Here is a 21,477-nt window from a genome sequence, read left to right on the forward strand (position 1 = left end):
GCAGCATGGAGTAAGTTCCTCTGAAAGCGTCTCGCAGGGATGAAAACTTGCTGATGCACAGCCGTGGAGTGGCGCGTAAAGTCGCGGCATTCAAAAAAACAGGTGAAGGAACGCCATGAGCAAAAAACAGAGTTCCACCCCACACGATGGCTGTTCAAACTCTTTTTACGCCAACCGGACACGGCACGCGATTTTCTTGCGTTCCATTTACCGGCACCCATCCACGCGCTCTGTGATATGAAAACCCTCAAGCTGGAGTCGAGCAGCTTTATCGATGACGATCTGCGTGAAAGCTATTCCGACGTGCTGTGGTCGGTGAAAACGGAGCAAGGGCCAGGATATATCTATTGCCTGATTGAACATCAAAGCACCTCAAACAGACTGATCGCATTTCGCATGATGCGTTATGCCATTGCCGCAATGCAAAACCACCTTGATGCAGGATACAAAACGTTGCCGATGGTCGTACCGTTGTTGTTTTACCACGGCATTGAAAGCCCCTATCCCTATTCGCTGTGTTGGCTGGATTGTTTCGCCGATCCCAAACTGGCAAGGCAGCTTTATGCCTCGGCATTTCCGCTGATTGATGTCACCGTCATGCCTGATGATGAAATCATGCAGCACCGACGCATGGCGCTGCTGGAGTTAATTCAAAAACATATACGCCAACGCGACCTGATGGGGCTGATAGAGCAAATGGCTTGCTTATTAAGTAGTGGGTACGCTAATGACAGACAAATCAAAGGGCTGTTTAATTACATACTACAAACTGGCGATGCGGTACGTTTTAACGATTTTATCGACGGCGTTGCCGAACGTTCACCGAAACACAAGGAAAGTTTAATGACTATTGCGGAAAGATTGCGGCAGGAAGGGTTTCAGAACGGTATACGTACCAACGCCCTAAATATTGCCAAAACCATGCTGGATGCCGGAGTCTCTCTTGAGGACGTTCTGCGATTTACCAGCCTGACGGTTGAAGACCTTGCTGAAATAGATCATCAATAACGTAAAGGATGGTTTTAATGACAGATGCAGAAAGAGAATATCTTATTAGTTACCTGATTAGTTATTTATTGGGTCGACGCCTGGAAGCCCTGGATATCGCCAAAAGAATGCTGTAATCCGGAGTCCCTCTTGCAGATATCATGCGCTTTACCGGGGTGTCAGAAGAAGAGTTGGCTGCGGCGAGTCAGGAAAGTTCTGTCTCGCCATTTCTAAAGCCACCTACACCCTCTGCTTCAACGCTACCAGCTGCTGACAAAACTCGTCTGGATGCGAAATAAACGGCGCATGAGCCGCTTTGGCGAAGATATATGATTCGCTGTGCGGCCAGAGTTCATCCAGCATCGGCACTACTTTGCGCGGCACCAGACCGTCGAGATAACCATACAATCGCAAAAACGGCATTGGTACATTTTGCAGCGGATAACGAAGATCGACCGTTTTCAGGATTTCCAGCCCACCATTGAGCACGTCAACCTCCGGCATCGGTAATGCCAGAACGGTTTTCTTCAGCGCCCGCGCATCCTGGCGCGCCGTTTCTGTCCCCATGGTTTGCAACGCAAGGAAACGCTCCACCGTACGCTGAAAATCTTCACTTAGCTGCTGCTGGAAACCCGCCAGCACATCCGGTTTTATCCCCGGCCACCCACCACGGGCACTAAAACATGGCGACGATGCTACAGTGACCAGCGCCTGAACACGCTCGGGATAGGTTAATGCAATCTGACTTGCCACCAGCCCGCCCAGGCTCCAGCCTAACCAAATGGCTTTATCCGGTGCCTGTTGCAGCACGACATCAGCCATGTCAGCAAGCGACATCGCACCAAATCCCTGACTGCGCCCGAAGCCAGGCAGATCAACAAGATGTAACGTAAAATGCGAGCTAAGTTCCTCGTCAATGCAACGCCACACTTCGGCATTCAGTCCCCATCCGTGCAGCAGCACAAGATGAACATTCCCCTGACCTTTGGTCTGCCACCAGATGTTATTCATCCGCTATTGTTCTCTTTTCACTTACAAGGATGAACATATGCTAACAGTACCGGGATTATGCTGGCTATGCCGAATGCCGCTGGCGCTAGGTCATTGGGGGATTTGTTCGGTCTGCTCCCGCGCCGCACGTACAGATAAAATGCTATGCCCGCAATGTGGATTACCAGCTACACACTCGTATCTCCCCTGTGGTCGTTGCCTGCAAAAACCACCGCCGTGGCAAAGACTGGTAACCATCGCCAATTATGCGCCGCCGTTAAGCCCGCTCATCCACCAGCTTAAGTTTTCCCGCCGCAGTGAAATCGCCAGTGCGCTAGCACGTTTGTTACTGTTGGAAGTCTTACACGCCCGTCGCACCAGCGAATTACATCTGCCGGATCGCATCGTCAGTGTCCCGCTATGGCGGCATCGCCACTGGCGTCGGGGATTTAATCAGAGCGATTTGCTGTGTCAGCCGTTATCACGCTGGTTGCACTGCCAATGGGATAGCGAAGCCGTCACACGAACAAGAGCCACTGCGCCCCAGCATTTTCTCAACGCCCGCCTGCGCAAGCGCAACCTGAAAAATGCCTTTCGCCTTGAATTGCCCGTGCAAGGTCTCCATATGGTGATTGTGGATGATGTCGTTACCACCGGAAGTACCGTCGCAGAGATTGCGCAGTTGCTTTTACGCAATGGTGCGGCGACTGTCCAGGTCTGGTGCCTTTGTCGAACCTTGTAGAGCCTCGATGATGGGCGTATTATAACCAACTAAAATAGTCAACTATTAGGCCATTACTATGATCCGTATTTCCGATGCTGCACAAGCGCACTTTGCCAAACTGCTGGCAAACCAGGAAGAAGGGACACAAATCCGCGTATTTGTGATTAACCCTGGCACACCTAACGCTGAATGTGGCGTTTCTTATTGTCCGCCTGACGCTGTAGAAGCCACCGACACCGCCCTGAAATTTGACCTGCTGACCGCGTATGTTGATGAGTTAAGCGCACCATACCTGGAAGATGCAGAGATCGACTTTGTTACCGACCAACTGGGTTCCCAGCTAACGCTGAAAGCACCGAACGCCAAAATGCGTAAAGTGGCTGACGATGCCCCGCTAATGGAGCGCGTGGAGTATATGCTGCAATCGCAGATTAACCCGCAGCTTGCCGGTCACGGTGGTCGCGTTTCGCTGATGGAAATCACCGAAGACGGTTACGCCATTCTACAATTTGGCGGCGGCTGTAACGGTTGTTCCATGGTCGACGTAACGCTGAAAGAAGGGATCGAAAAGCAGTTGCTGAACGAATTCCCGGAGTTGAAAGGTGTGCGCGATCTCACCGAACACCAGCGCGGCGAACACTCTTACTACTAAGTTATCCCCTCTTTTGTAGATTGCCCGATGCGACGCTAAAGCGTCTTATCGGGCTTTCGTTGTTCTTATGGCGCAGCTTTACTCCATCCCCTTCGTCTCCCCACGATAATATGACCAACCTCTCATAATTTAAATTTACCCCGCTCTGGTGATTCTCAAGCGCATTATGTTACCCGTATCATTCTCATGGGCACCAAACACACTCATAACATCTGACTACACTAATACGTTTTAGGGGTCATCAGCCGTGGTGCCGTTATATCTCTGTTCCCAGTTGGGACAATCAGGATTTGTCGTCAGAAACCTGACGTTACCCATAACAAATTAAAGGCCAGGTAAATCATGCCATTAGTCATTGTTGCTATCGGTGTAATCTTGTTATTACTCCTGATGATCCGCTTCAAAATGAACGGCTTCATCGCTCTCGTCCTCGTGGCGCTTGCTGTTGGATTAATGCAAGGGATGCCGCTGGATAAAGTTATTGGCTCTATCAAAGCCGGTGTCGGCGGGACGCTCGGTAGCCTTGCCCTGATCATGGGGTTTGGTGCGATGCTGGGCAAAATGCTGGCAGACTGTGGCGGCGCACAACGTATCGCCACCACGCTGATTGCCAAATTTGGTAAAAAACACATCCAGTGGGCAGTGGTATTAACCGGTTTTACCGTCGGTTTTGCCCTGTTCTATGAAGTAGGCTTCGTGCTGATGCTGCCGCTGGTATTCACCATCGCCGCTGCTGCAAATATCCCGCTGCTGTATGTTGGTGTACCAATGGCAGCGGCACTGTCTGTTACCCACGGCTTCCTGCCGCCGCATCCGGGTCCGACTGCGATTGCCACCATCTTCCAGGCCGATATGGGTAAAACCCTGCTGTACGGTACTATTCTGGCAATCCCGACCGTGATTCTCGCCGGTCCGGTTTACGCTCGCGTGTTGAAAGGTATCGATAAGCCGATCCCGGAAGGTCTGTACAGCGCGAAAACCTTCAGCGAAGAAGAGATGCCGAGCTTTGGCGTCAGCGTCTGGACCTCTCTGGTGCCGGTAGTGCTGATGGCGATGCGTGCGATTGCCGAAATGATTCTGCCGAAAGGTCACGCTTTCCTGCCGGTAGCCGAGTTCCTCGGTGACCCGGTAATGGCAACGCTGATTGCCGTACTGATCGCGATGTTCACCTTTGGTCTGAACCGTGGTCGTTCGATGGATCAGATTAACGACACGCTGGTTTCTTCAATCAAAATCATCGCGATGATGCTGCTAATCATCGGTGGTGGCGGTGCGTTCAAGCAGGTGCTGGTAGACAGCGGCGTGGACAAATACATTGCTTCCATGATGCACGAAACCAACATTTCTCCGCTGCTGATGGCGTGGTCTATTGCCGCAGTGCTGCGTATCGCGCTGGGTTCTGCAACCGTTGCGGCAATCACTGCGGGGGGTATCGCGGCACCGCTGATTGCAACGACAGGTGTTAGCCCGGAGCTGATGGTTATTGCGGTTGGTTCCGGTAGTGTGATTTTCTCTCACGTGAACGATCCGGGCTTCTGGCTGTTCAAAGAGTACTTTAACCTGACTATCGGCGAGACCATCAAATCCTGGTCGATGCTGGAAACCATTATCTCAGTGTGCGGTCTGGTAGGCTGTCTGCTGCTGAATATGGTGATTTGATAATACTGACTGCCGGATATGGCGTGAATGCCTTATCCGGCTGCTCTAATGAGTAGGCCGGATAAGACGCATCAAGCGTCGCATCCGGCATCAACCGCACTCTACTGCTTCTTCGCTGCCACTCTGCGCCGTCTGTCCAAATCCTTCAGCAACTTGTTCACGCCATCATCGGCAAACATCGACTCAAGCGTTGCGGAGAGTTTGCGCCGCCAGTTTTTATACTGGTAACTGGTGCCGGGAATATTTACCGGGTCCGCCATATCCAGCCAGTCTTCTGGCTGTAGTCCTAACAGGGCACTGTTACTGTCAGCGATATAACGTTGCAAGCCTCGATTAAGCGTCGGCGTCATCGACATTAGTGATGCCTTATGCCCGGCACGTTTTGGCAGACAGCCATATTTATGCAGCGCATCCAACAGCCCTTGCTTCGCCAGTTCGCGATCCTGATACAAACCGCGCAGCACCACTTCATCCGGGTACAGCCCCAGTGTTTTGCCCAGCGTTAAATCCCCGCTCTCCCAGTAACCACGCAGCGTAGGCAGATCGTGTGTTGCCGCGACCGCCATCGACTGCTCCGGATACGCTTTTGGTGCGCGGAACGTCTTCTCGTGATCGCTTTCGAAATAGAGCACTTTGTAGGAGTAAACACCGCTACTGCGCAGCTTACCGACAATCTCTACCGGCACCGTACCAAGATCCTCGCCAATCACCATGCAGCGATGGCGTTTACTTTCCAGCGCCAGAATAGCGAGCAGATCATCCACCGGATAGTGGACATATGCCCCTTGATCCGCCGTTTCGCCATACGGTATCCACCACAAACGCAGCATCGACATTACATGGTCGATACGCAGCGCACCGCAGTTTTGCATGTTCGCGCGCAGTAGTTCGATAAAAGGTTCATAGGCGCGCGCGGTGATGATATGCGGATCCATCGGCGGCAATCCCCAGTTCTGCCCCAACGGGCCGAGGATATCCGGCGGCGCGCCAACCGACGCTTTCAGGCAATACAGTTCACGGTCGCACCAGGTTTCTGCCCCACCTTCCGCTACGCCAACCGCCAGATCACGGTACAAGCCAATCGGCATTTCATAGCCCTGGCTTATCTCCCAGCAGGCGGCAAACTGGCAGTAAGCCAGCCACTGCAACCAGAGATAAAAATCGACGTCATCACGATGTTCTTCGCAGAACTGACGCACTTCTGGTGAATCCACATTCTGGTACGCCTGCGGCCATGCTGGCCAACCCCAGCGCATTTCGTCCTCTTTAACTTGCTGTGCATGTAGCGCGTCAAACGCTGCCTGCCAGAACAAGCTATCGCCCTGCTCTGCAACAAACTGGCGAAACGCCGCCATCTGCTCATCATCACGTTGCGCGAAACCGTTCCACGCCATCCGCAATGCTGTCATTTTTAAGGCAGTAACCGTAGAGTAATCGACCCAGTCAGCATCCCGCGCCTGTTGCAGCGTCTGTTGCGTGGTCGGCATCTGCCACCAGGCCTGTGCCTCTTCGCTAAGATGGAAATCTTCGACGGCGTTAACGTCGATATAAACCACATTCAGCCAGCGGCGCGATGACGGACTATACGGGCTGGCGCTTTCAGGGTTTGCCGGATAGAGCGCATGAATCGGGTTCAGGCCGATGAAAGACCCGCCGCGTTTCGCCACATCCACCAGCATCGCTTTAAGATCGCCAAAATCCCCAATACCCCAGTTTTTTTCCGATCGCAGCGTATAAAGCTGAACGCAGGCACCCCACAGCTTTTGTTTATTCAGCAACGCCTGCGGTTCGTAACAGCGTTTCGGGGCGACAATCACCCGGCAATGTGCGCGCTGGTCATCCTGGGTAAGCGTCAGCGTGTGATAACCTTCCGGCAGCTTCGTCGGTAGATTAAACGCTTTGCCCCCCGTTACATGGCCTTTGTACTGCGTTCCTTCTTCGGTGGTCAGCAGCCAGCTATATTCGCCGCTGCCTTCTACCGCCATCGACATTTTTTTGCCGCTGGTATAAACCATGACATTCGGGACTGGCGTTACCGCCACTTTCGTGGCGGTACTTCGATGCATCGCGTCAAGCAAACGCCGTTTGGTTTCGGCGCCAATCGACTGCGGTTTACCGTGGGCATTGATGTAATTGGGGCTGATCCCCGCCGCCAGCGCGGCATTATCCAGACGTTTGCTTTCCATCGAGCTTCCTTAGCGTTTTGCCTGCCAGATACGAGCCTGATAATCGCGAATAGAGCGATCCGAGCTAAACATACCGCAGCGGGCGGTATTGAGGATCGCCGCGCGAGTCCAGGCCTCCTGGTCGCGGTACAGCACATCCACCTGCTTTTGTGCCTCTACATAGGCTGCGAAATCCGCCATCACCAGATACGGATCGCCGCCTTGTTTGCCGATACTGTGCAGCATCTGGTCGAAGGCATGTTTATCACCGTCGCTGTATTTACCGCTTTCCAGCTCTTTCAATACGGCGTCCAGAACCTTATCTTTCTTCCGCCATTTCACCGGGTCGTAGCCTTTGGCCAGAATTGCCTTCACTTGTTCCACGGTATGACCAAAAATAAAGATGTTCTCTTCACCGACCTTTTCGGCAATTTCAACGTTCGCACCATCCAGCGTACCCACGGTTAACGCGCCGTTGAGCGCCAGTTTCATGTTGCCAGTGCCGGAAGCTTCTTTCCCTGCCGTGGAGATCTGCTCGGAGATATCCGCCGCTGGGATCAGTTTTTCCGCTGCTGAGACACAATAATCCGGCAGGAACACCACCTTCAGTTTGTCGCCAACCTGCGGATCGTTGTTGATCACATCAGCCACTTTATTGATCGCAAAGATAATATTCTTCGCCAGGTAGTAGCCCGGCGCCGCTTTCGCGCCGAACAGGAATACGCGCGGTACGCGGTCGGCCTGCGGGTTCTCGCGAATTTCTTTATACAGCGCCAGAATATGCAGCAGATTCAGGTGCTGGCGTTTGTACTCATGCAGACGTTTGATCTGAATATCAAAAATCGCCTGCGGATTGATCTCAATACCGGTACGAGATTTCACAAACTCCGCCAGACGAACCTTATTCGCCTGTTTGATCTCGCGATATTGCTGACGGAATTTCGCGTCATCGGCGAATTTTTCCAGATGGATCAGTTGATCCAGATCGTTAACCCACTCTTTCTTCAGTGATTTATCCAGCAGCGCCGCCAGTGCCGGGTTGCACTGTTTGATCCAGCGACGTGGGGTAATGCCGTTAGTGACGTTATGGAATTTGTTCGGCCACAGCTGATGGTATTCAGGGAACAAGTCTTTCACTACCAGATCCGAGTGCAACGCTGCCACACCGTTCACCGCAAAGCCGCTTACCACACACATATTGGCCATGCGAACCTGTTTGTCATACACAACTGCCAGCTTTGCCCACACCGCTTTATCGCCCGGCCAGGTTTTTTCCACCAGTTTCTTAAAGCGGTTGTTGATTTCGTTGATTATCTGCATATGGCGCGGCAGCAGGGCTTTTACCAGTTTCTCATCCCAGCATTCCAGAGCTTCTGGCATCAAAGTATGGTTGGTGTAAGCGAAAGTTTTGCTGGTGATTGCCCAGGCGTCATCCCAGCTCATCTGGTGCTCATCGATCAGCACGCGCAGCAGTTCTGGAATAGCGATAGTCGGGTGGGTATCGTTCAGTTGAATAACTTCATACTCTGCCAGTTCGTGCAGTTTACGCCCCGCCAGATGATGGCGACGCAGAATATCCGCCACCGAACAGGCGCACTGGAAGTATTGCTGCATCAGGCGCAGCTTTTTACCCGCAGTGTGGTTGTCGTTTGGATAGAGGACTTTGGTCAGTTTTTCAGCGTTGATGCCTTGTTGTTCGGCACGCAGGAAGTCACCGTCATTAAATTTGGTGAGATTGAACGGATGAGCATGAGTCGCCTGCCACAAACGCAGCGGCTGTGCTACACCGTTGTGGTAGCCCAACACTGGAAGATCCCACGCTTGCCCGGTAATGGTAAATTCCGGTTCCCAGCGCCCCTCTTTCGTCACTTTGCCGCCGATGCCCACCTGCACATCCAGAGCTTCGTTATGACTAAACCATGGGTAGCTACCGCGATGCCAGTCGTCTGGCGCTTCAGACTGTTTACCATCGACAAAGGATTGACGGAATAAACCATACTGATAGTTAAGACCATAACCAGTGGCAGACTGCCCGACAGTCGCCATTGAGTCGAGGAAACACGCAGCCAGACGCCCCAGGCCACCGTTACCCAGCGCCGGGTCAATCTCTTCTTCTAACAGGTCAGTCAGGTTGATGTCATAAGGTTTCAGTGAATCCTGAACAGCCTGATACCAGCCGAGGTTTAACAGGTTGTTGCCCGTCAGACGCCCAATCAAAAACTCCATTGAGATGTAGTTAACATGGCGCTGATTCGCCGCCGGTTTAACGAAAGGCTGGGCTCGCAGCATTTCCGCCAGGGCTTCACTCACTGCCAACCACCACTGGCGAGGGGTCATCTCAGCCGCAGAAGTTAAACCATAACGCTGCCACTGGCGTGACAGGGCTTCCTGAAATTGCTTTTCATTAAAAATGGGTTGTGACATAGGAGTTCCAGTTTTCTTAGATATTAAACACAACGTTATCGTTAGTTTGCCAGGCTCCATGTTGACCTTCCTCATCCTACGGGGGATTAGGCGGGGAGGAGTGACGGGGATGAGCAAGAAAATGTGATCACGACCACTTAAAGGTAGTGCAATCAACTGCAAAAGTATCAGCTCAGTGCCAGAGAGCGCAGAAATCCTGCTATTAACAGTAAGAAATGGCCGTTGCGTATTATCAAAAAGCGGAAAGTAACTCTATAAATTAAGTAAAGCGGCGAAATAGTTTCAGCAATGAAATATCCATTGAGGGTCATCTCACTCTTAATAGATTTATTAAGATCAAGTTTTTAGATAGACCTTTCATCAGGAATTAAGGCGGTATCGTTGCTTTAATAAGGCTTTTGAACTGAAAGAAAACACCCTAAAATCCAGTATCCACGCTGCATTTGCGTTGTTTTAAGACGGAGTATTAATAAAGATTTGGAATTGTGACAGAGTGCAAATTCAGACACATAAAAAATCGTCATCGCTTGCATTGCACAGTTTTCTGACCGAACTTATAACTATTAATTACGAAGCGCAAAAAAAATAATATTTCCTCAATTTCCACAGTGAAGTGATTAACTATGCTGATTCCGTCAAAATTAAGTCGTCCGGTTCGACTCGACCATACTGTGGTTCGTGAGCGCCTGTTGGCTAAACTTTCCGGCGCGAACAACTTCAGGCTGGTGCTAATCACAAGTCCTGCGGGTTACGGAAAGACAACGCTCATATCCCAATGGGCGGCAGGAAAAAACGATTTGGGCTGGTACTCGCTTGATGAAGGCGATAACCAGCAAGAACGTTTCGCCAGCTATCTGATCGCCGCCGTGCAACAGGCAACCAGCGGTCACTGCGCCATCAGTGAAACAATGACGCAAAAACGGCAATATGCCAGTCTGACGTCACTATTTGCCCAGCTTTTCATCGAACTGGCGGAATGGCATAGTCCACTTTACCTGGTAATCGATGATTACCATTTGATCACCAATCCGGTGATCCACGAATCAATGCGCTTCTTCATTCGCCATCAACCAGAAAATCTCACTCTGGTGGTGCTGTCACGCAACCTTCCGCAGTTGGGCATTGCCAATCTGCGCGTGCGTGACCAACTATTGGAAATTGGCAGCCAGCAACTGACATTTACCCATCAGGAAGCGAAACAGTTCTTTGATTGCCGTCTGTCATCGCCGATTGAAGCCGCAGAAAGCAGCCGGATTTGCGATGACGTGTCCGGCTGGGCGACGGCGTTGCAGCTAATTGCGCTTTCAGCAAAGCAAAATACCCACTCAGCTCATAAATCAGCGCGTCGTCTGGCGGGCATCAATGCCAGTCATCTTTCTGATTATCTGGTCGATGAGGTGTTAGATAACGTTGATCTGGCCACTCGTCATTTCCTGCTAAAAAGCGCCATTTTGCGCTCGATGAATGATGCGCTAATCACCCGCGTGACCGGCGAAGAAAACGGGCAAATGCGTCTTGAGGAGATTGAGCGTCAGGGGCTGTTTTTGCAACGGATGGATGATACTGGCGAATGGTTCAGCTATCACCCGCTGTTTGGCAACTTCCTGCGCCAACGCTGCCAGTGGGAACTGGCGGCGGAATTGCCGGAAATCCACCGCGCCGCCGCAGAAAGCTGGATGGCGCAAGGTTTTCCCAGCGAAGCCATTCATCATGCGCTGGCGGCAGGCGACGCTTTGATGCTACGCGATATTCTGCTGAATCACGCCTGGAGTTTGTTCAACCACAGCGAACTGTCGCTGCTGGAAGAGTCGCTTAAAGCCCTGCCGTGGGACAGCCTGTTGGAAAATCCACAACTAGTGTTGTTGCAGGCCTGGTTGATGCAAAGTCAGCATCGCTACGGTGAAGTAAATACCCTGCTGGCACGAGCCGAACACGAGATCCAGGGTATCAGGGAAGGCACCATGCACGCAGAATTTAACGCTCTGCGCGCCCAGGTCGCCATTAACGATGGTAATCCGGAAGAAGCCGAACGACTGGCAAAACTGGCACTGGAAGAACTGCCTCCGGGCTGGTTCTACAGCCGCATTGTCGCGACCTCTGTACTTGGCGAAGTGTTGCACTGTAAAGGTGAACTAACTCGCTCGCTGGCGCTTATGCAGCAAACCGAGCAAATGGCGCGCCAGCATGATGTCTGGCACTACGCCTTGTGGAGTTTAATCCAGCAAAGCGAAATTCTGTTTGCCCAGGGGTTCCTGCAAACTGCGTGGGAAACGCAGGAAAAAGCGTTCCAGTTGATTAACGAACAGCATCTGGAACAGTTGCCGATGCATGAGTTTCTGGTACGCATCCGTGCGCAACTGTTATGGGCATGGGCACGGCTGGATGAAGCCGAAGCGTCGGCGCGTAGCGGGATCGAAGTTTTATCTTCTTATCAGCCTCAGCAACAGCTTCAGTGCCTGGCAATGTTAATTCAATGCTCGCTGGCTCGTGGCGATCTGGATAACGCCCGCAGCCAACTTAACCGCCTGGAAAACCTGCTGGGGAATGGCAAATATCACAGCGACTGGATCTCTAACGCCAACAAAGTTCGGGTGATTTACTGGCAAATGACTGGCGACAAAGCCGCCGCTGCCAACTGGTTGCGTCACACGGCCAAACCGGAGTTTGCGAACAACCACTTCCTGCAAGGCCAATGGCGCAACATTGCCCGTGCACAAATTTTGCTGGGCGAGTTTGAGCCTGCGGAAATTGTCCTCGAAGAACTCAACGAAAATGCCCGCAGTCTGCGGCTGATGAGCGACCTAAACCGCAACCTGCTGTTACTCAATCAGTTGTACTGGCAGGCCGGACGTAAAAGCGACGCTCAGCGCGTGTTGCTGGACGCATTAAAACTGGCGAATCGCACCGGATTTATCAGTCATTTTGTCATCGAAGGCGAAGCGATGGCGCAGCAGTTACGCCAGCTGATTCAACTCAATACGCTGCCGGAACTGGAACAGCATCGTGCGCAGCGTATTCTGCGAGAAATCAATCAACATCATCGGCATAAATTCGCCCATTTCGATGAGAATTTCGTTGAACGTCTGCTAAATCATCCGGAAGTGCCAGAACTGATCCGCACCAGTCCGTTGACCCAACGTGAATGGCAGGTCCTGGGGCTGATTTACTCCGGTTACAGCAATGAGCAAATTGCGGGCGAACTGGAAGTGGCGGCGACCACCATCAAGACGCATATCCGCAATCTGTACCAAAAACTCGGTGTCGCCCACCGTCAGGCTGCCGTGCAGCACGCGCAGAAACTGCTGAAGATGATGGGTTATGGGGTGTGAGTTTAGCCGGATAATGCGTCGGATCCGGCTTACATCTTTACATCATTCAATGCTAACCCGCGTTACGTCATCTGTTTCAGCCAGAGTAAACCGTACCGGCAAGAAACGCTCCACCACCGCGATATTGGTCAGCAGATGGCATGAGGGATGGGCAACCGTAAATTCTCCCGCGCCCGCCAGCGCCATCGGTAGCACCAGTTGGTCGGCGAGATATTCCCCCACCGCCGCCGGGCTTGCCAGGTAGCGTTTCACCTCTTTCACTAACTGTGCCGCGACCACCTCGGCACTGACGCGCTTTTCACCGACGACAAAAAAGCGTTCAGTGATATTTTCACTTTCGACTTCCAGCGAGACGGTATTACCCGGCCCCTGGTCGCGCGGCAGGCTATGAATATTCTGTTCATGCAGGGAAAAACTACCCGCCAGTGTAGCGATTTCACGCTCAGCAACATGGCGCGGCACACCAGCCAGTAGCACCTCTCCATGCATATGCACAATGTTCCCGCGCTCGCCAAGTTGCAAGGTGTTAAACGATGCCACCGGCGAGACTTCCGTTGCCACCACACCGCCTCCGGCAGGGTAAAAACCGTGGCGTAACAGCGTGGTTTGCTGATGAATTCCCATTTTCGCCAGCAGCGGCTCCAGCACCCGGCGGATAAAATCCGCAGGCGGGGCCGACGGGTTATCGGTGCCGCCACTTACTTCAACACGCGAAGGTCCATCGGCAAACCACAGCGCGGGCAGCACCGTTTGCAGCACCAGCGTACAACTTCCTGCGCTACCGATAGCAAAGCGGTAATCGCCGCCGCGCACGGTGCCGGGCCGGAAGACCAGACGCTGCGACCCCAGCTCCACGCCTTCCACCGTTGCCCCACAAACTTCCGCCGCCGCTTTTACCGCGGTTAGATGCTGGCGCAACAGCCCCGGTTTCGCCCGCCCGGCACGAATGCCGGTGATGGTAAATGGCTTGCCGGTTATCATCGACAGACTCAACGCCGAGCGCAGGATCTGCCCGCCGCCCTCTCCCTGTGCGCCATCCAGCGCAATCATCCTTTTCATCATTTATCCTTTTACGCACACCACCTGACGCAGGGTGTAGATAACTTCCACCAGATCGCTTTGTGCCGCCATCACCGCATCAATATCTTTATACGCCATCGGGATTTCGTCGATCACTTCGGCATCTTTACGGCATTCCACATGCGCGGTGGCACGAATTTGATCTTCCACGCTGAACAGTTTTTTCGCTTTAGTACGGCTCATAACCCGCCCGGCACCGTGGCTGCACGAACAGAACGACTCTTCATTTCCCAGCCCACGGACGATAAAGCTTTTCGCTCCCATCGAACCGGGAATAATTCCATATTGACCAGCACGCGCAGACACCGCGCCTTTACGCGTCACGTAGATCTCTTCACCAAAGTGCTGTTCTTTTTGCACATAGTTGTGGTGACAGCTGATCTCTTCCATCGCCAGCGTTTGTGGCTGTCTGACCGTTTTCTGCGTAATGCTCTGCAACGCCGTAACCACGTTTTCCATCATCGCATCACGGTTAAGGCTGGCAAAAAGCTGCGCCCAGGCCACAGCTTTCAGGTAATCATCAAAGTATTCCGTGCCTTCCATAAAGTACGCCAGATCACGCGACGGCAACGTCTCAAGCGTTTCCTGCATCTCTTTTTGCGCCAGATCGATAAAGTAAGTCCCGATGGCGTTACCAATTCCGCGTGAACCGGAGTGCAACATAATCCACACCTGGTCCGACTCATCAAGGCAGATTTCAATAAAGTGGTTACCCGTTCCCAGCGTTCCCAGGTGTTTATAGTTGTTAGTGTTAAGGAAACGCGGATATTTTTGCGTTAACCACTGATAACCGGCTTCAAGCTCAGCCCATTTCGCATCGACGTTAACAGGCGGGTTTTCCCATGCGCCTTTATCACGTTTACAACGCCCGGTAGTACGCCCGTGCGGCACGGCAGTTTCAATGGCCTGACGCAGTTCCGCCAGGTTTTCCGGCAGATCTGCCGCCGTTAACGCGGTACGCAGTGCGTTCATTCCACAACCGATATCCACGCCCACCGCTGCAGGAATAATCGCCCCTTTGGTCGGGATCACGCTACCAATGGTGGAACCTTTACCCAGGTGCACGTCAGGCATTACCGCAATATGTTTGAAAATAAACGGCATCTTCGCCGTATTAATAAGTTGCTGACGCGCATCGGCTTCTACCGGCACGCCTTTGGTCCACATTTTTACCGGGGCATTTTCAGTGGTCAGTAATTCGTAATTCATTTTGTTTTTCTCTTTTCATTGTTTGCTGTCCTGATAATTGCAACCGTCGTGCCAGAAAATTAAATAAGCAGATTAATTTTTTTATTCATTGTTTTAAAAAAGATTATATCTTTACGTCCGTAACCGGAGATTTCCCGCAAAGCCGATTTACCGATAATGAAATATCGTCTTTTATAAGGATATCTAAGATGCGTAAAACAGTGGCTTTTGGCTTTGTCGGTACCGTACTGGATTATGCCGGACGCGGCAGTCAGCGCTGGTCAAAATGGCGTCCGACACTCTGTTTATGCCAGCAAGAATCGTTGGTCATCGATCGACTGGAATTATTGCACGACGCCCGCTCGCGCTCGCTATTTGAAACGCTTAAACGCGATATCGCCAGCGTTTCGCCAGAAACAGAAGTGCTGAGCGTTGAGATTGAACTGCATAACCCGTGGGATTTCGAAGAGGTTTACGCCTGCCTGCATGATTTCGCCCGTGGTTACGAGTTTCAGCCAGAAAAAGAAGACTATTTAATTCACATCACCACCGGCACCCACGTCGCGCAGATTTGCTGGTTTCTGCTGGCGGAAGCGCGTTACCTGCCCGCCCGGTTGATACAATCTTCACCTCCGCGCAAAAAAGAACAGCCGCGCGGCGCAGGTGAAGTGACGATTATCGATCTCGATTTAAGCCGTTATAACGCCATCGCCAGCCGCTTTGCCGAGGAACGCCAGCAAACGCTTGATTTTCTTAAGTCCGGCATTGCCACGCGTAACCCCCTCTTCAACCGCATGATTGAGCAGATTGAAAAAGTGGCGATTAAATCCCGCGCACCGATCCTGCTTAACGGCCCGACCGGCGCGGGTAAGTCGTTTCTGGCACGACGAATTTTCGAATTAAAACAGGCGCGGCATCAGTTTAGCGGCGCGTTTGTGGAAGTGAACTGCGCCACCTTGCGTGGCGATACCGCCATGTCGACGCTGTTTGGTCATGTAAAAGGCGCGTTTACCGGGGCGCGGGAATCTCGTGAAGGTTTATTACGTAGCGCCAACGGCGGAATGTTGTTTCTTGATGAGATTGGCGAACTGGGCGCAGACGAACAGGCAATGCTGCTAAAAGCCATTGAAGAGAAAACCTTTTACCCATTTGGCAGCGATCGCCAGGTGAACAGTGATTTTCAGCTTATCGCCGGAACGGTGCGCGATTTGCGCCAGCTGGTTGCCGAAGGCAAATTTCGCGAAGATCTGTACGCGCGGATCAATCTCTGGACCTTCACCCTGCCGGGTCTACGCCAGCGCCAGGAAGATATTGAACCGAACCTGGATTATGAAGTGGAGCGCCACGCCACACTCACTGGTGACAGCGTGCGTTTTAACACCGAAGCGCGGCGTGCCTGGTTGGCTTTTGCGACCTCTCCCCAGGCGACATGGCGCGGTAACTTTCGCGAACTTTCTGCCAGCGTCACGCGGATGGCCACCTTTGCCACTAGCGGACGCATCACTCTGGACGTGGTTGAAGATGAGATAAACCGTCTGCGCTATAACTGGCAGGAGAGCCGCCCCTCCGCGCTTACGACTTTGCTGGGCGCAGAGGCAGAAAACATCGATCTCTTCGACCGTATGCAACTGGAATACGTTATCGCTATCTGCCGCCAGGCAAAGTCGCTTTCCGCAGCCGGACGCCAGCTTTTTGACGTTTCGCGCCAGGGCAAAGCCAGCGTCAATGACGCGGATCGGCTACGCAAATACCTGGCGCGTTTTGGTCTGACGTGGGAAGCCGTGCAGGATCAGCACAGCTCCAGTTGAATATGGTGGTCCGTCAGCACCTGCATCACGCTTACTGGCGGCGGGGCGTCGGTGTAGACGGCATCTACCATGCTGATGCTGCCCATATTGACCATCGCGTTACGCCCAAATTTCGAGTGATCGACAACCAGCATAACGTGGCGCGAGTTCTCAATAATGGCGCGTTTGGTGCGAACTTCGTGGTAATCGAACTCCAGCAGCGAGCCGTCGCTATCGATGCCGCTGATCCCCAGAATACCGAAATCAAGGCGGAACTGGGAGATAAAATCGAGCGTCGCTTCGCCTATGATCCCACCATCGCGGCTACGTAATTCGCCACCGGCGAGAATAATACGAAAATCTTCTTTTACCATCAACGTGTTAGCGACGTTGAGATTGTTGGTGACAATGCGCAAATTGCTGTGATTAAGCAGCGCGTGCGCCACCGCTTCCGGGGTGGTGCCGATATCGATAAACAGCGTCGAGCCGTTGGGGATTTGCTCCGCCACTTTGCGGGCAATACGCTCTTTTTCTTCGGTCTGGGTGGCTTTGCGATCGTGCCACGGCGTGTTAACCGAACTGGAAGGTAGCGCCGCGCCGCCATGATGGCGCAGGATCAGGTTTTGCTCCGCCAGCTCGTTGAGGTCGCGACGAATAGTCTGCGGGCTGACGGAGAAATGCTCTACCAGCTCTTCGGTACTGACATAACCCTGCTGTTTAACCAGTTCGATAATACCGTTGTGACGTTGTGTTTGTTTCATTTATAAATCCCTGGAATTATTTTCGTTTTCGCGCATTGAGCGAATCAACAAAAGCCATCGCTAAACCCACGGCTAACCCGGCGATGTGTGCTCCGTTCGCCATCGACATCCCAAACAAATCAAACCATCCGGCGACAATCCAGATCAGCGCAAAGATAATTAACCCACGTTGCAGGTAAATGCCACTTTGCGGATCGCGTTCGCCACGTAGCCAGACGTAGCCCATCAGCGCATACACCACGCCAGAAAGCCCGCCAAACCACGGCCCGCTGAATTTTTGCTGCACATAGCCGCTTAACAGGGCGCTAATGAGAGTAATGACAATTAGCTTACCGCTACCGAGGCGTTTTTCCACCGCACCGCCGAGATACCACCACCAGAGCAGGTTAAAGAGGATATGCATCAGCGAGAAGTGCATTAACGCGTGGGTGAAGTAACGCCAGAACTCAAATTTCAGTGTTGGATCGAATGGCCAGGCCAGCCATAACATCACTTCCTGATCGCCGAGAATTTGCATGGCAATAAACACCACCACGCAGGCGATCATCATCACCCAGGTGACCGGACCTGCGCGTTCACGCAAGGCGGCAAAGAAAGGATAACGGCGGTAATGCAGGCCACTGCCGGTATGGCCCGCCTGCCAGCTGGCCGCCAGATAACGCGGATCTGCCGGGTTTTCGAGAAAACGCGCCAGCTCCGCCCGCACGCGCTCGGCCTGGGACTCATCCGCCAGCCAGACATCGCTTTGGTTATGTTGTTGAATCGTGAGGATAACACCCTGCGTCGCCATGTAATCAACAAACGCCTGCGCCACGCGGGGGTTAGCAAAAGAGGTAATCATCAACATCGTTGCTGTCGCTTATTCCACACAAAAGGGGACAGTATAAAGCGTTACGCGCCGTACGCCACCTCTGCGGGAAACTGACGCTGCCAGGCTTCAAAGCCGCCGTCAATGCTATAGACCACATCGTAGCCCTGTTGCAGCAGATACTGCGCCGCGCCTTTGCTGCTATTGCCGTGATAACACATCACCATCACCGGAGTGTCAAAGTCGTTATCACGCATAAACGTGCCAAGCGTGTCGTTAGTTAAATGGAAAGCCTGCACCGCATGCCCCATTGCGAAACTCTGTGGATCGCGAATATCGACCAGCACCGCCTCTTTTTCCTGCAACTTCTGGTGCGCGTCGGCAACGTTAATACATTCGAACTGATCCATGCGTCTCTCTTTCTTTACAAACAAGTGGGCAAATTTACCGCACAGTTTACGTCGAAGTGGCAGATAAACGCCATAATGTTATACATATCACTCTAAAATGTTTTTTCAATGTTACCCAAAGCGCGATTCTTTGCTAATATGTTCGATAACGAACATTTATGAGCTTTAACGAAAGTGAATGAGGGCAGCATGGAAACCAAAGATCTGATTGTGATAGGTGGCGGCATCAATGGTGCTGGTATCGCGGCAGACGCCGCTGGACGCGGTTTATCCGTGCTGATGCTGGAGGCGCAGGATCTCGCTTGTGCGACCTCTTCCGCCAGTTCAAAACTCATTCACGGTGGCCTGCGCTACCTTGAGCACTATGAATTCCGCCTGGTCAGCGAGGCGCTGGCTGAACGTGAAGTGCTACTGAAAATGGCCCCGCATATCGCCTTCCCGATGCGTTTTCGCCTGCCGCATCGTCCGCATCTGCGCCCGGCGTGGATGATTCGGATTGGTCTGTTTATGTACGATCATCTGGGTAAACGCACCAGCCTGCCGGGATCAACCGGTTTGCGTTTTGGCGCAAATTCAGTGTTAAAACCGGAAATTAAGCGCGGATTCGAATATTCCGACTGTTGGGTAGACGACGCCCGTCTGGTACTCGCCAACGCCCAGATGGTGGTGCGTAAAGGCGGTGAAGTGCTTACCCGGACTCGTGCCACTTCTGCTCGCCGCGAAAACGGCCTGTGGATTGTGGAAGCGGAAGATATCGATACCGGCAAAAAATTCACCTGGCAGGCGCGCGGCCTGGTTAATGCTACCGGCCCGTGGGTGAAACAGTTCTTCGACGACGGGATGCATCTGCCTTCGCCTTATGGCATTCGCCTGATCAAAGGCAGCCATATTGTGGTGCCGCGTGTGCATACCCAGAAGCAAGCCTACATTCTGCAAAACGAAGATAAACGTATTGTGTTCGTGATCCCGTGGATGGACGAGTTTTCCATCATCGGCACCACCGATGTGGAATACAAAGGCGATCCAAAAGCAGTGAAGATTGAAGAGAGTGAAATCAATTACCTGCTGAAAGTGTATAACGCGCACTTTAAAAAACAGTTAAGCCGGGACGATATCGTCTGGACCTACTCCGGCGTGCGCCCGCTGTGTGATGATGAGTCCGATTCGCCGCAGGCTATCACTCGTGATTACACCCTTGATATCCATGATGAAAACGGCAAAGCCCCGCTGCTGTCGGTATTCGGCGGTAAGCTGACCACCTACCGCAAACTGGCGGAACACGCGCTGGAAAAACTGACGCCATATTATCAGGGCATTGGTCCGGCGTGGACGAAAGAGAGCGTGCTGCCGGGCGGTGCCATTGAAGGCGACCGTGACGATTACGCCGCGCGTCTGCGCCGCCGTTACCCATTCCTGACCGAATCGCTGGCACGTCATTACGCACGCACTTACGGCAGCAACAGCGAGCTGCTGCTCGGCAATGCGGGGACGGTAAGCGATCTCGGGGAAGATTTCGGTCATGAGTTCTACGAAGCGGAGCTGAAATACCTGGTCGACCACGAATGGGTACGCCGCGCCGACGATGCCCTGTGGCGTCGCACGAAACAAGGCATGTGGCTGAATGCGCAGCAACAGTCTCGTGTAAGTCAGTGGCTGGTCGAGTATACGCAGCAGAAATTGTCGCTGGCGTCGTGATTTAACGTAAGGTGGTCAGGTCAGATTTCAATCTGACCTGAGACTGATGATAAACACAAAAACTGCCTGATAAGGCGTTCACGCCGCATCCGGCATGAACAAAGCGCACTTTGCCAACAATCTGTGGTCAAATTTCAATCTCAATAACTTTTGGATTCAGGGAATTATCGCAAAGCCCACACCATCATACCCAACGTAACAAAACTCAGGCACATTCCCCACCCGCCCCACTTCCACCTCTGGCTTCTATTTTTGCTACGCCACTGGCAGTAATATCCCAGCGCAAAACCAAGCTGTGCACTTATCGAACCGACTAACTCAGTCCACGGCTGGAGCCAAAATGGCGAAAAATTCAGGGGGCACCAAACAACACTCAGAAAGAAATTACGGATATTTTCCAGCAAAGCTGATTTCTCTGGCGCAATATAAAAAATAATTATCCGTATTGACGATGAAAAAAAATGCTTCGCGGGCAAAGGGGGTGTATATCAAAGTGACGCCCGATTCCTCTGCCCGTTTTTTCTGCCCACCGGAAGGTTGCGCCACGAAAATAATATCGGCATCGCCCTTAACGATTTTGTTATACGCTTCTGGCGTGCGAGAGTTATCCAGATATCTCAGACGTGAAAATCTTCCGATATAACGTTTAACGCATAAAAGGCAGAAGCATAAATGGGTTATGCTGCCGTCGCGCCATCGAGTCGCACCCAGCGTGGCAATAACCGCTGCCAAAAATTGCGCCAGTATGGGAATACCGAAAAAAGTCATTACCAGCGAGATCAAAATCCATTTTTTGTTTTGCATCATTCTGTCCATTC

The 21,477-nt window shown here is 52.4% G+C and carries 14 protein-coding genes and 3 pseudogenes; 7 read left to right on the plus strand and 10 right to left on the minus strand.

Features of this window, described 5'->3' with window-relative positions:
- The first annotated feature begins 115 nt into the window (after positions 1-115).
- Positions 116-1,008, plus strand: a pseudogene (gene rpnA, locus A7Z06_RS16675) (recombination-promoting nuclease RpnA).
- 219 nt (positions 1,009-1,227) lie between these two features.
- Here rpnA and bioH read toward each other — a convergent pair.
- Positions 1,228-1,998 carry a pimeloyl-ACP methyl ester esterase BioH gene (gene bioH / locus A7Z06_RS16680; RefSeq protein WP_001060059.1) on the minus strand — a complete coding sequence of 257 codons (771 nt, stop codon included), beginning with the start codon at positions 1,996-1,998 and terminating at the stop codon, positions 1,228-1,230.
- Between the two features lie 37 nt (positions 1,999-2,035).
- On the opposite strand from bioH, the gene gntX reads away from it, so the two are divergent.
- The 3 genes from gntX (at position 2,036) to gntT (ending at position 5,012) form a co-directional block, all read left to right on the plus strand.
- Entirely contained in the window at positions 2,036-2,719 is a 684-nt protein-coding gene (gene gntX / locus A7Z06_RS16685) for a DNA utilization protein GntX (RefSeq protein ID WP_010348483.1), read from the plus strand.
- A gap of 58 nt (positions 2,720-2,777) precedes the next feature.
- Positions 2,778-3,353 carry a Fe-S biogenesis protein NfuA gene (gene nfuA, locus A7Z06_RS16690; RefSeq protein WP_000619389.1) on the plus strand — a complete coding sequence of 192 codons (576 nt, stop codon included), beginning with the start codon at positions 2,778-2,780 and terminating at the stop codon, positions 3,351-3,353.
- A gap of 342 nt (positions 3,354-3,695) precedes the next feature.
- Positions 3,696-5,012 (plus strand): gluconate transporter, encoded by a 1,317-nt coding sequence (gene gntT, locus A7Z06_RS16695; RefSeq protein WP_001131744.1) that lies wholly within the window; start codon positions 3,696-3,698, stop codon positions 5,010-5,012.
- Positions 5,013-5,113: 101 nt separating this feature from the next.
- On the opposite strand, the gene malQ is transcribed toward gntT, so the two are convergent.
- Entirely contained in the window at positions 5,114-7,198 is a 2,085-nt protein-coding gene (gene malQ, locus A7Z06_RS16700; RefSeq protein ID WP_000444297.1) for a 4-alpha-glucanotransferase, read from the minus strand.
- A gap of 9 nt (positions 7,199-7,207) precedes the next feature.
- Positions 7,208-9,601: a maltodextrin phosphorylase gene (malP, locus tag A7Z06_RS16705; protein ID WP_000081935.1), complete on the minus strand. Its 2,394-nt coding sequence runs from the start codon at positions 9,599-9,601 to the stop codon at positions 7,208-7,210.
- Between the two features lie 623 nt (positions 9,602-10,224).
- Here malP and malT point away from each other — a divergent pair.
- Positions 10,225-12,930: an HTH-type transcriptional regulator MalT gene (malT, locus tag A7Z06_RS16710; RefSeq protein WP_105279503.1), complete on the plus strand. Its 2,706-nt coding sequence runs from the start codon at positions 10,225-10,227 to the stop codon at positions 12,928-12,930.
- Positions 12,931-12,972: 42 nt separating this feature from the next.
- On the opposite strand, the gene rtcA is transcribed toward malT, so the two are convergent.
- Both rtcA and rtcB read right to left on the minus strand, forming a co-directional pair.
- A complete protein-coding gene (gene rtcA, locus A7Z06_RS16715; RefSeq protein ID WP_024165249.1) occupies positions 12,973-13,989 on the minus strand; it encodes an RNA 3'-terminal phosphate cyclase in 1,017 nt (338 codons plus the stop codon).
- Positions 13,990-13,992: 3 nt separating this feature from the next.
- On the minus strand, positions 13,993-15,219 hold the full coding sequence (gene rtcB / locus A7Z06_RS16720; protein WP_001105469.1) for an RNA-splicing ligase RtcB: 1,227 nt from the start codon (positions 15,217-15,219) through the stop codon (positions 13,993-13,995).
- A 188-nt stretch (positions 15,220-15,407) separates the two neighbouring features.
- On the opposite strand from rtcB, the gene rtcR reads away from it, so the two are divergent.
- On the plus strand, positions 15,408-17,006 hold the full coding sequence (rtcR, locus tag A7Z06_RS16725) for a DNA-binding transcriptional regulator RtcR (protein ID WP_001232911.1): 1,599 nt from the start codon (positions 15,408-15,410) through the stop codon (positions 17,004-17,006).
- On the opposite strand, the gene A7Z06_RS16730 is transcribed toward rtcR, so the two are convergent.
- The 3 genes from A7Z06_RS16730 to glpE are packed head-to-tail and all read right to left on the minus strand — an operon-like array spanning position 16,988 to position 18,964.
- On the minus strand, positions 16,988-17,746 hold the full coding sequence (locus A7Z06_RS16730) for a DeoR/GlpR family transcriptional regulator (protein WP_000815099.1): 759 nt from the start codon (positions 17,744-17,746) through the stop codon (positions 16,988-16,990). The genes rtcR and A7Z06_RS16730 overlap by 19 nt on opposite strands.
- Positions 17,747-17,762: 16 nt before the next feature.
- Complete coding sequence (gene glpG / locus A7Z06_RS16735; protein WP_000928723.1) at positions 17,763-18,593, minus strand: rhomboid family intramembrane serine protease GlpG; 831 nt, start codon at positions 18,591-18,593, stop codon at positions 17,763-17,765.
- A gap of 44 nt (positions 18,594-18,637) precedes the next feature.
- Positions 18,638-18,964, minus strand: a complete 327-nt coding sequence (gene glpE / locus A7Z06_RS16740; RefSeq protein WP_000371931.1) for a thiosulfate sulfurtransferase GlpE — start codon at positions 18,962-18,964, stop codon at positions 18,638-18,640.
- 189 nt (positions 18,965-19,153) lie between these two features.
- Between glpE and glpD the strand changes: the two genes are divergently transcribed.
- Entirely contained in the window at positions 19,154-20,659 is a 1,506-nt protein-coding gene (gene glpD / locus A7Z06_RS16745; protein ID WP_105279504.1) for a glycerol-3-phosphate dehydrogenase, read from the plus strand.
- A gap of 164 nt (positions 20,660-20,823) precedes the next feature.
- Here glpD and A7Z06_RS22090 read toward each other — a convergent pair.
- Positions 20,824-21,096: pseudogene (locus tag A7Z06_RS22090) on the minus strand (hypothetical protein); the annotation flags it as partial.
- Positions 21,095-21,369: pseudogene (locus tag A7Z06_RS22095) on the minus strand (phosphate ABC transporter substrate-binding protein); the annotation flags it as partial. The pseudogenes A7Z06_RS22095 and A7Z06_RS22090, both read right to left, overlap by 2 nt.
- Positions 21,370-21,477: the final 108 nt, after the last annotated feature.

Source organism: Escherichia sp. MOD1-EC6819 (assembly GCF_002965765.1).
In the GTDB taxonomy this organism is placed as follows: domain Bacteria; phylum Pseudomonadota; class Gammaproteobacteria; order Enterobacterales; family Enterobacteriaceae; genus Escherichia; species Escherichia ruysiae.

Excerpts from the sequence above, each read along its gene's own strand:
- gntX (WP_010348483.1), top strand. The coding sequence starts at position 2,036 with ATGCTAACAGTACCGGGATTATGCTGGCTATGCCGAATGCCGCTGGCG.
- rtcA (WP_024165249.1), bottom strand. The coding sequence starts at position 13,989 with ATGAAAAGGATGATTGCGCTGGATGGCGCACAGGGAGAGGGCGGCGGG.
- malQ (WP_000444297.1), bottom strand. The coding sequence starts at position 7,198 with ATGGAAAGCAAACGTCTGGATAATGCCGCGCTGGCGGCGGGGATCAGC.
- glpD (WP_105279504.1), top strand. The coding sequence starts at position 19,154 with ATGGAAACCAAAGATCTGATTGTGATAGGTGGCGGCATCAATGGTGCT.
- nfuA (WP_000619389.1), top strand. The coding sequence starts at position 2,778 with ATGATCCGTATTTCCGATGCTGCACAAGCGCACTTTGCCAAACTGCTG.
- rtcB (WP_001105469.1), bottom strand. The coding sequence starts at position 15,219 with ATGAATTACGAATTACTGACCACTGAAAATGCCCCGGTAAAAATGTGG.
- rtcR (WP_001232911.1), top strand. The coding sequence starts at position 15,408 with ATGCGTAAAACAGTGGCTTTTGGCTTTGTCGGTACCGTACTGGATTAT.
- gntT (WP_001131744.1), top strand. The coding sequence starts at position 3,696 with ATGCCATTAGTCATTGTTGCTATCGGTGTAATCTTGTTATTACTCCTG.
- malT (WP_105279503.1), top strand. The coding sequence starts at position 10,225 with ATGCTGATTCCGTCAAAATTAAGTCGTCCGGTTCGACTCGACCATACT.
- A7Z06_RS16730 (WP_000815099.1), bottom strand. The coding sequence starts at position 17,746 with ATGAAACAAACACAACGTCACAACGGTATTATCGAACTGGTTAAACAG.
- glpE (WP_000371931.1), bottom strand. The coding sequence starts at position 18,964 with ATGGATCAGTTCGAATGTATTAACGTTGCCGACGCGCACCAGAAGTTG.
- malP (WP_000081935.1), bottom strand. The coding sequence starts at position 9,601 with ATGTCACAACCCATTTTTAATGAAAAGCAATTTCAGGAAGCCCTGTCA.
- glpG (WP_000928723.1), bottom strand. The coding sequence starts at position 18,593 with ATGTTGATGATTACCTCTTTTGCTAACCCCCGCGTGGCGCAGGCGTTT.
- bioH (WP_001060059.1), bottom strand. The coding sequence starts at position 1,998 with ATGAATAACATCTGGTGGCAGACCAAAGGTCAGGGGAATGTTCATCTT.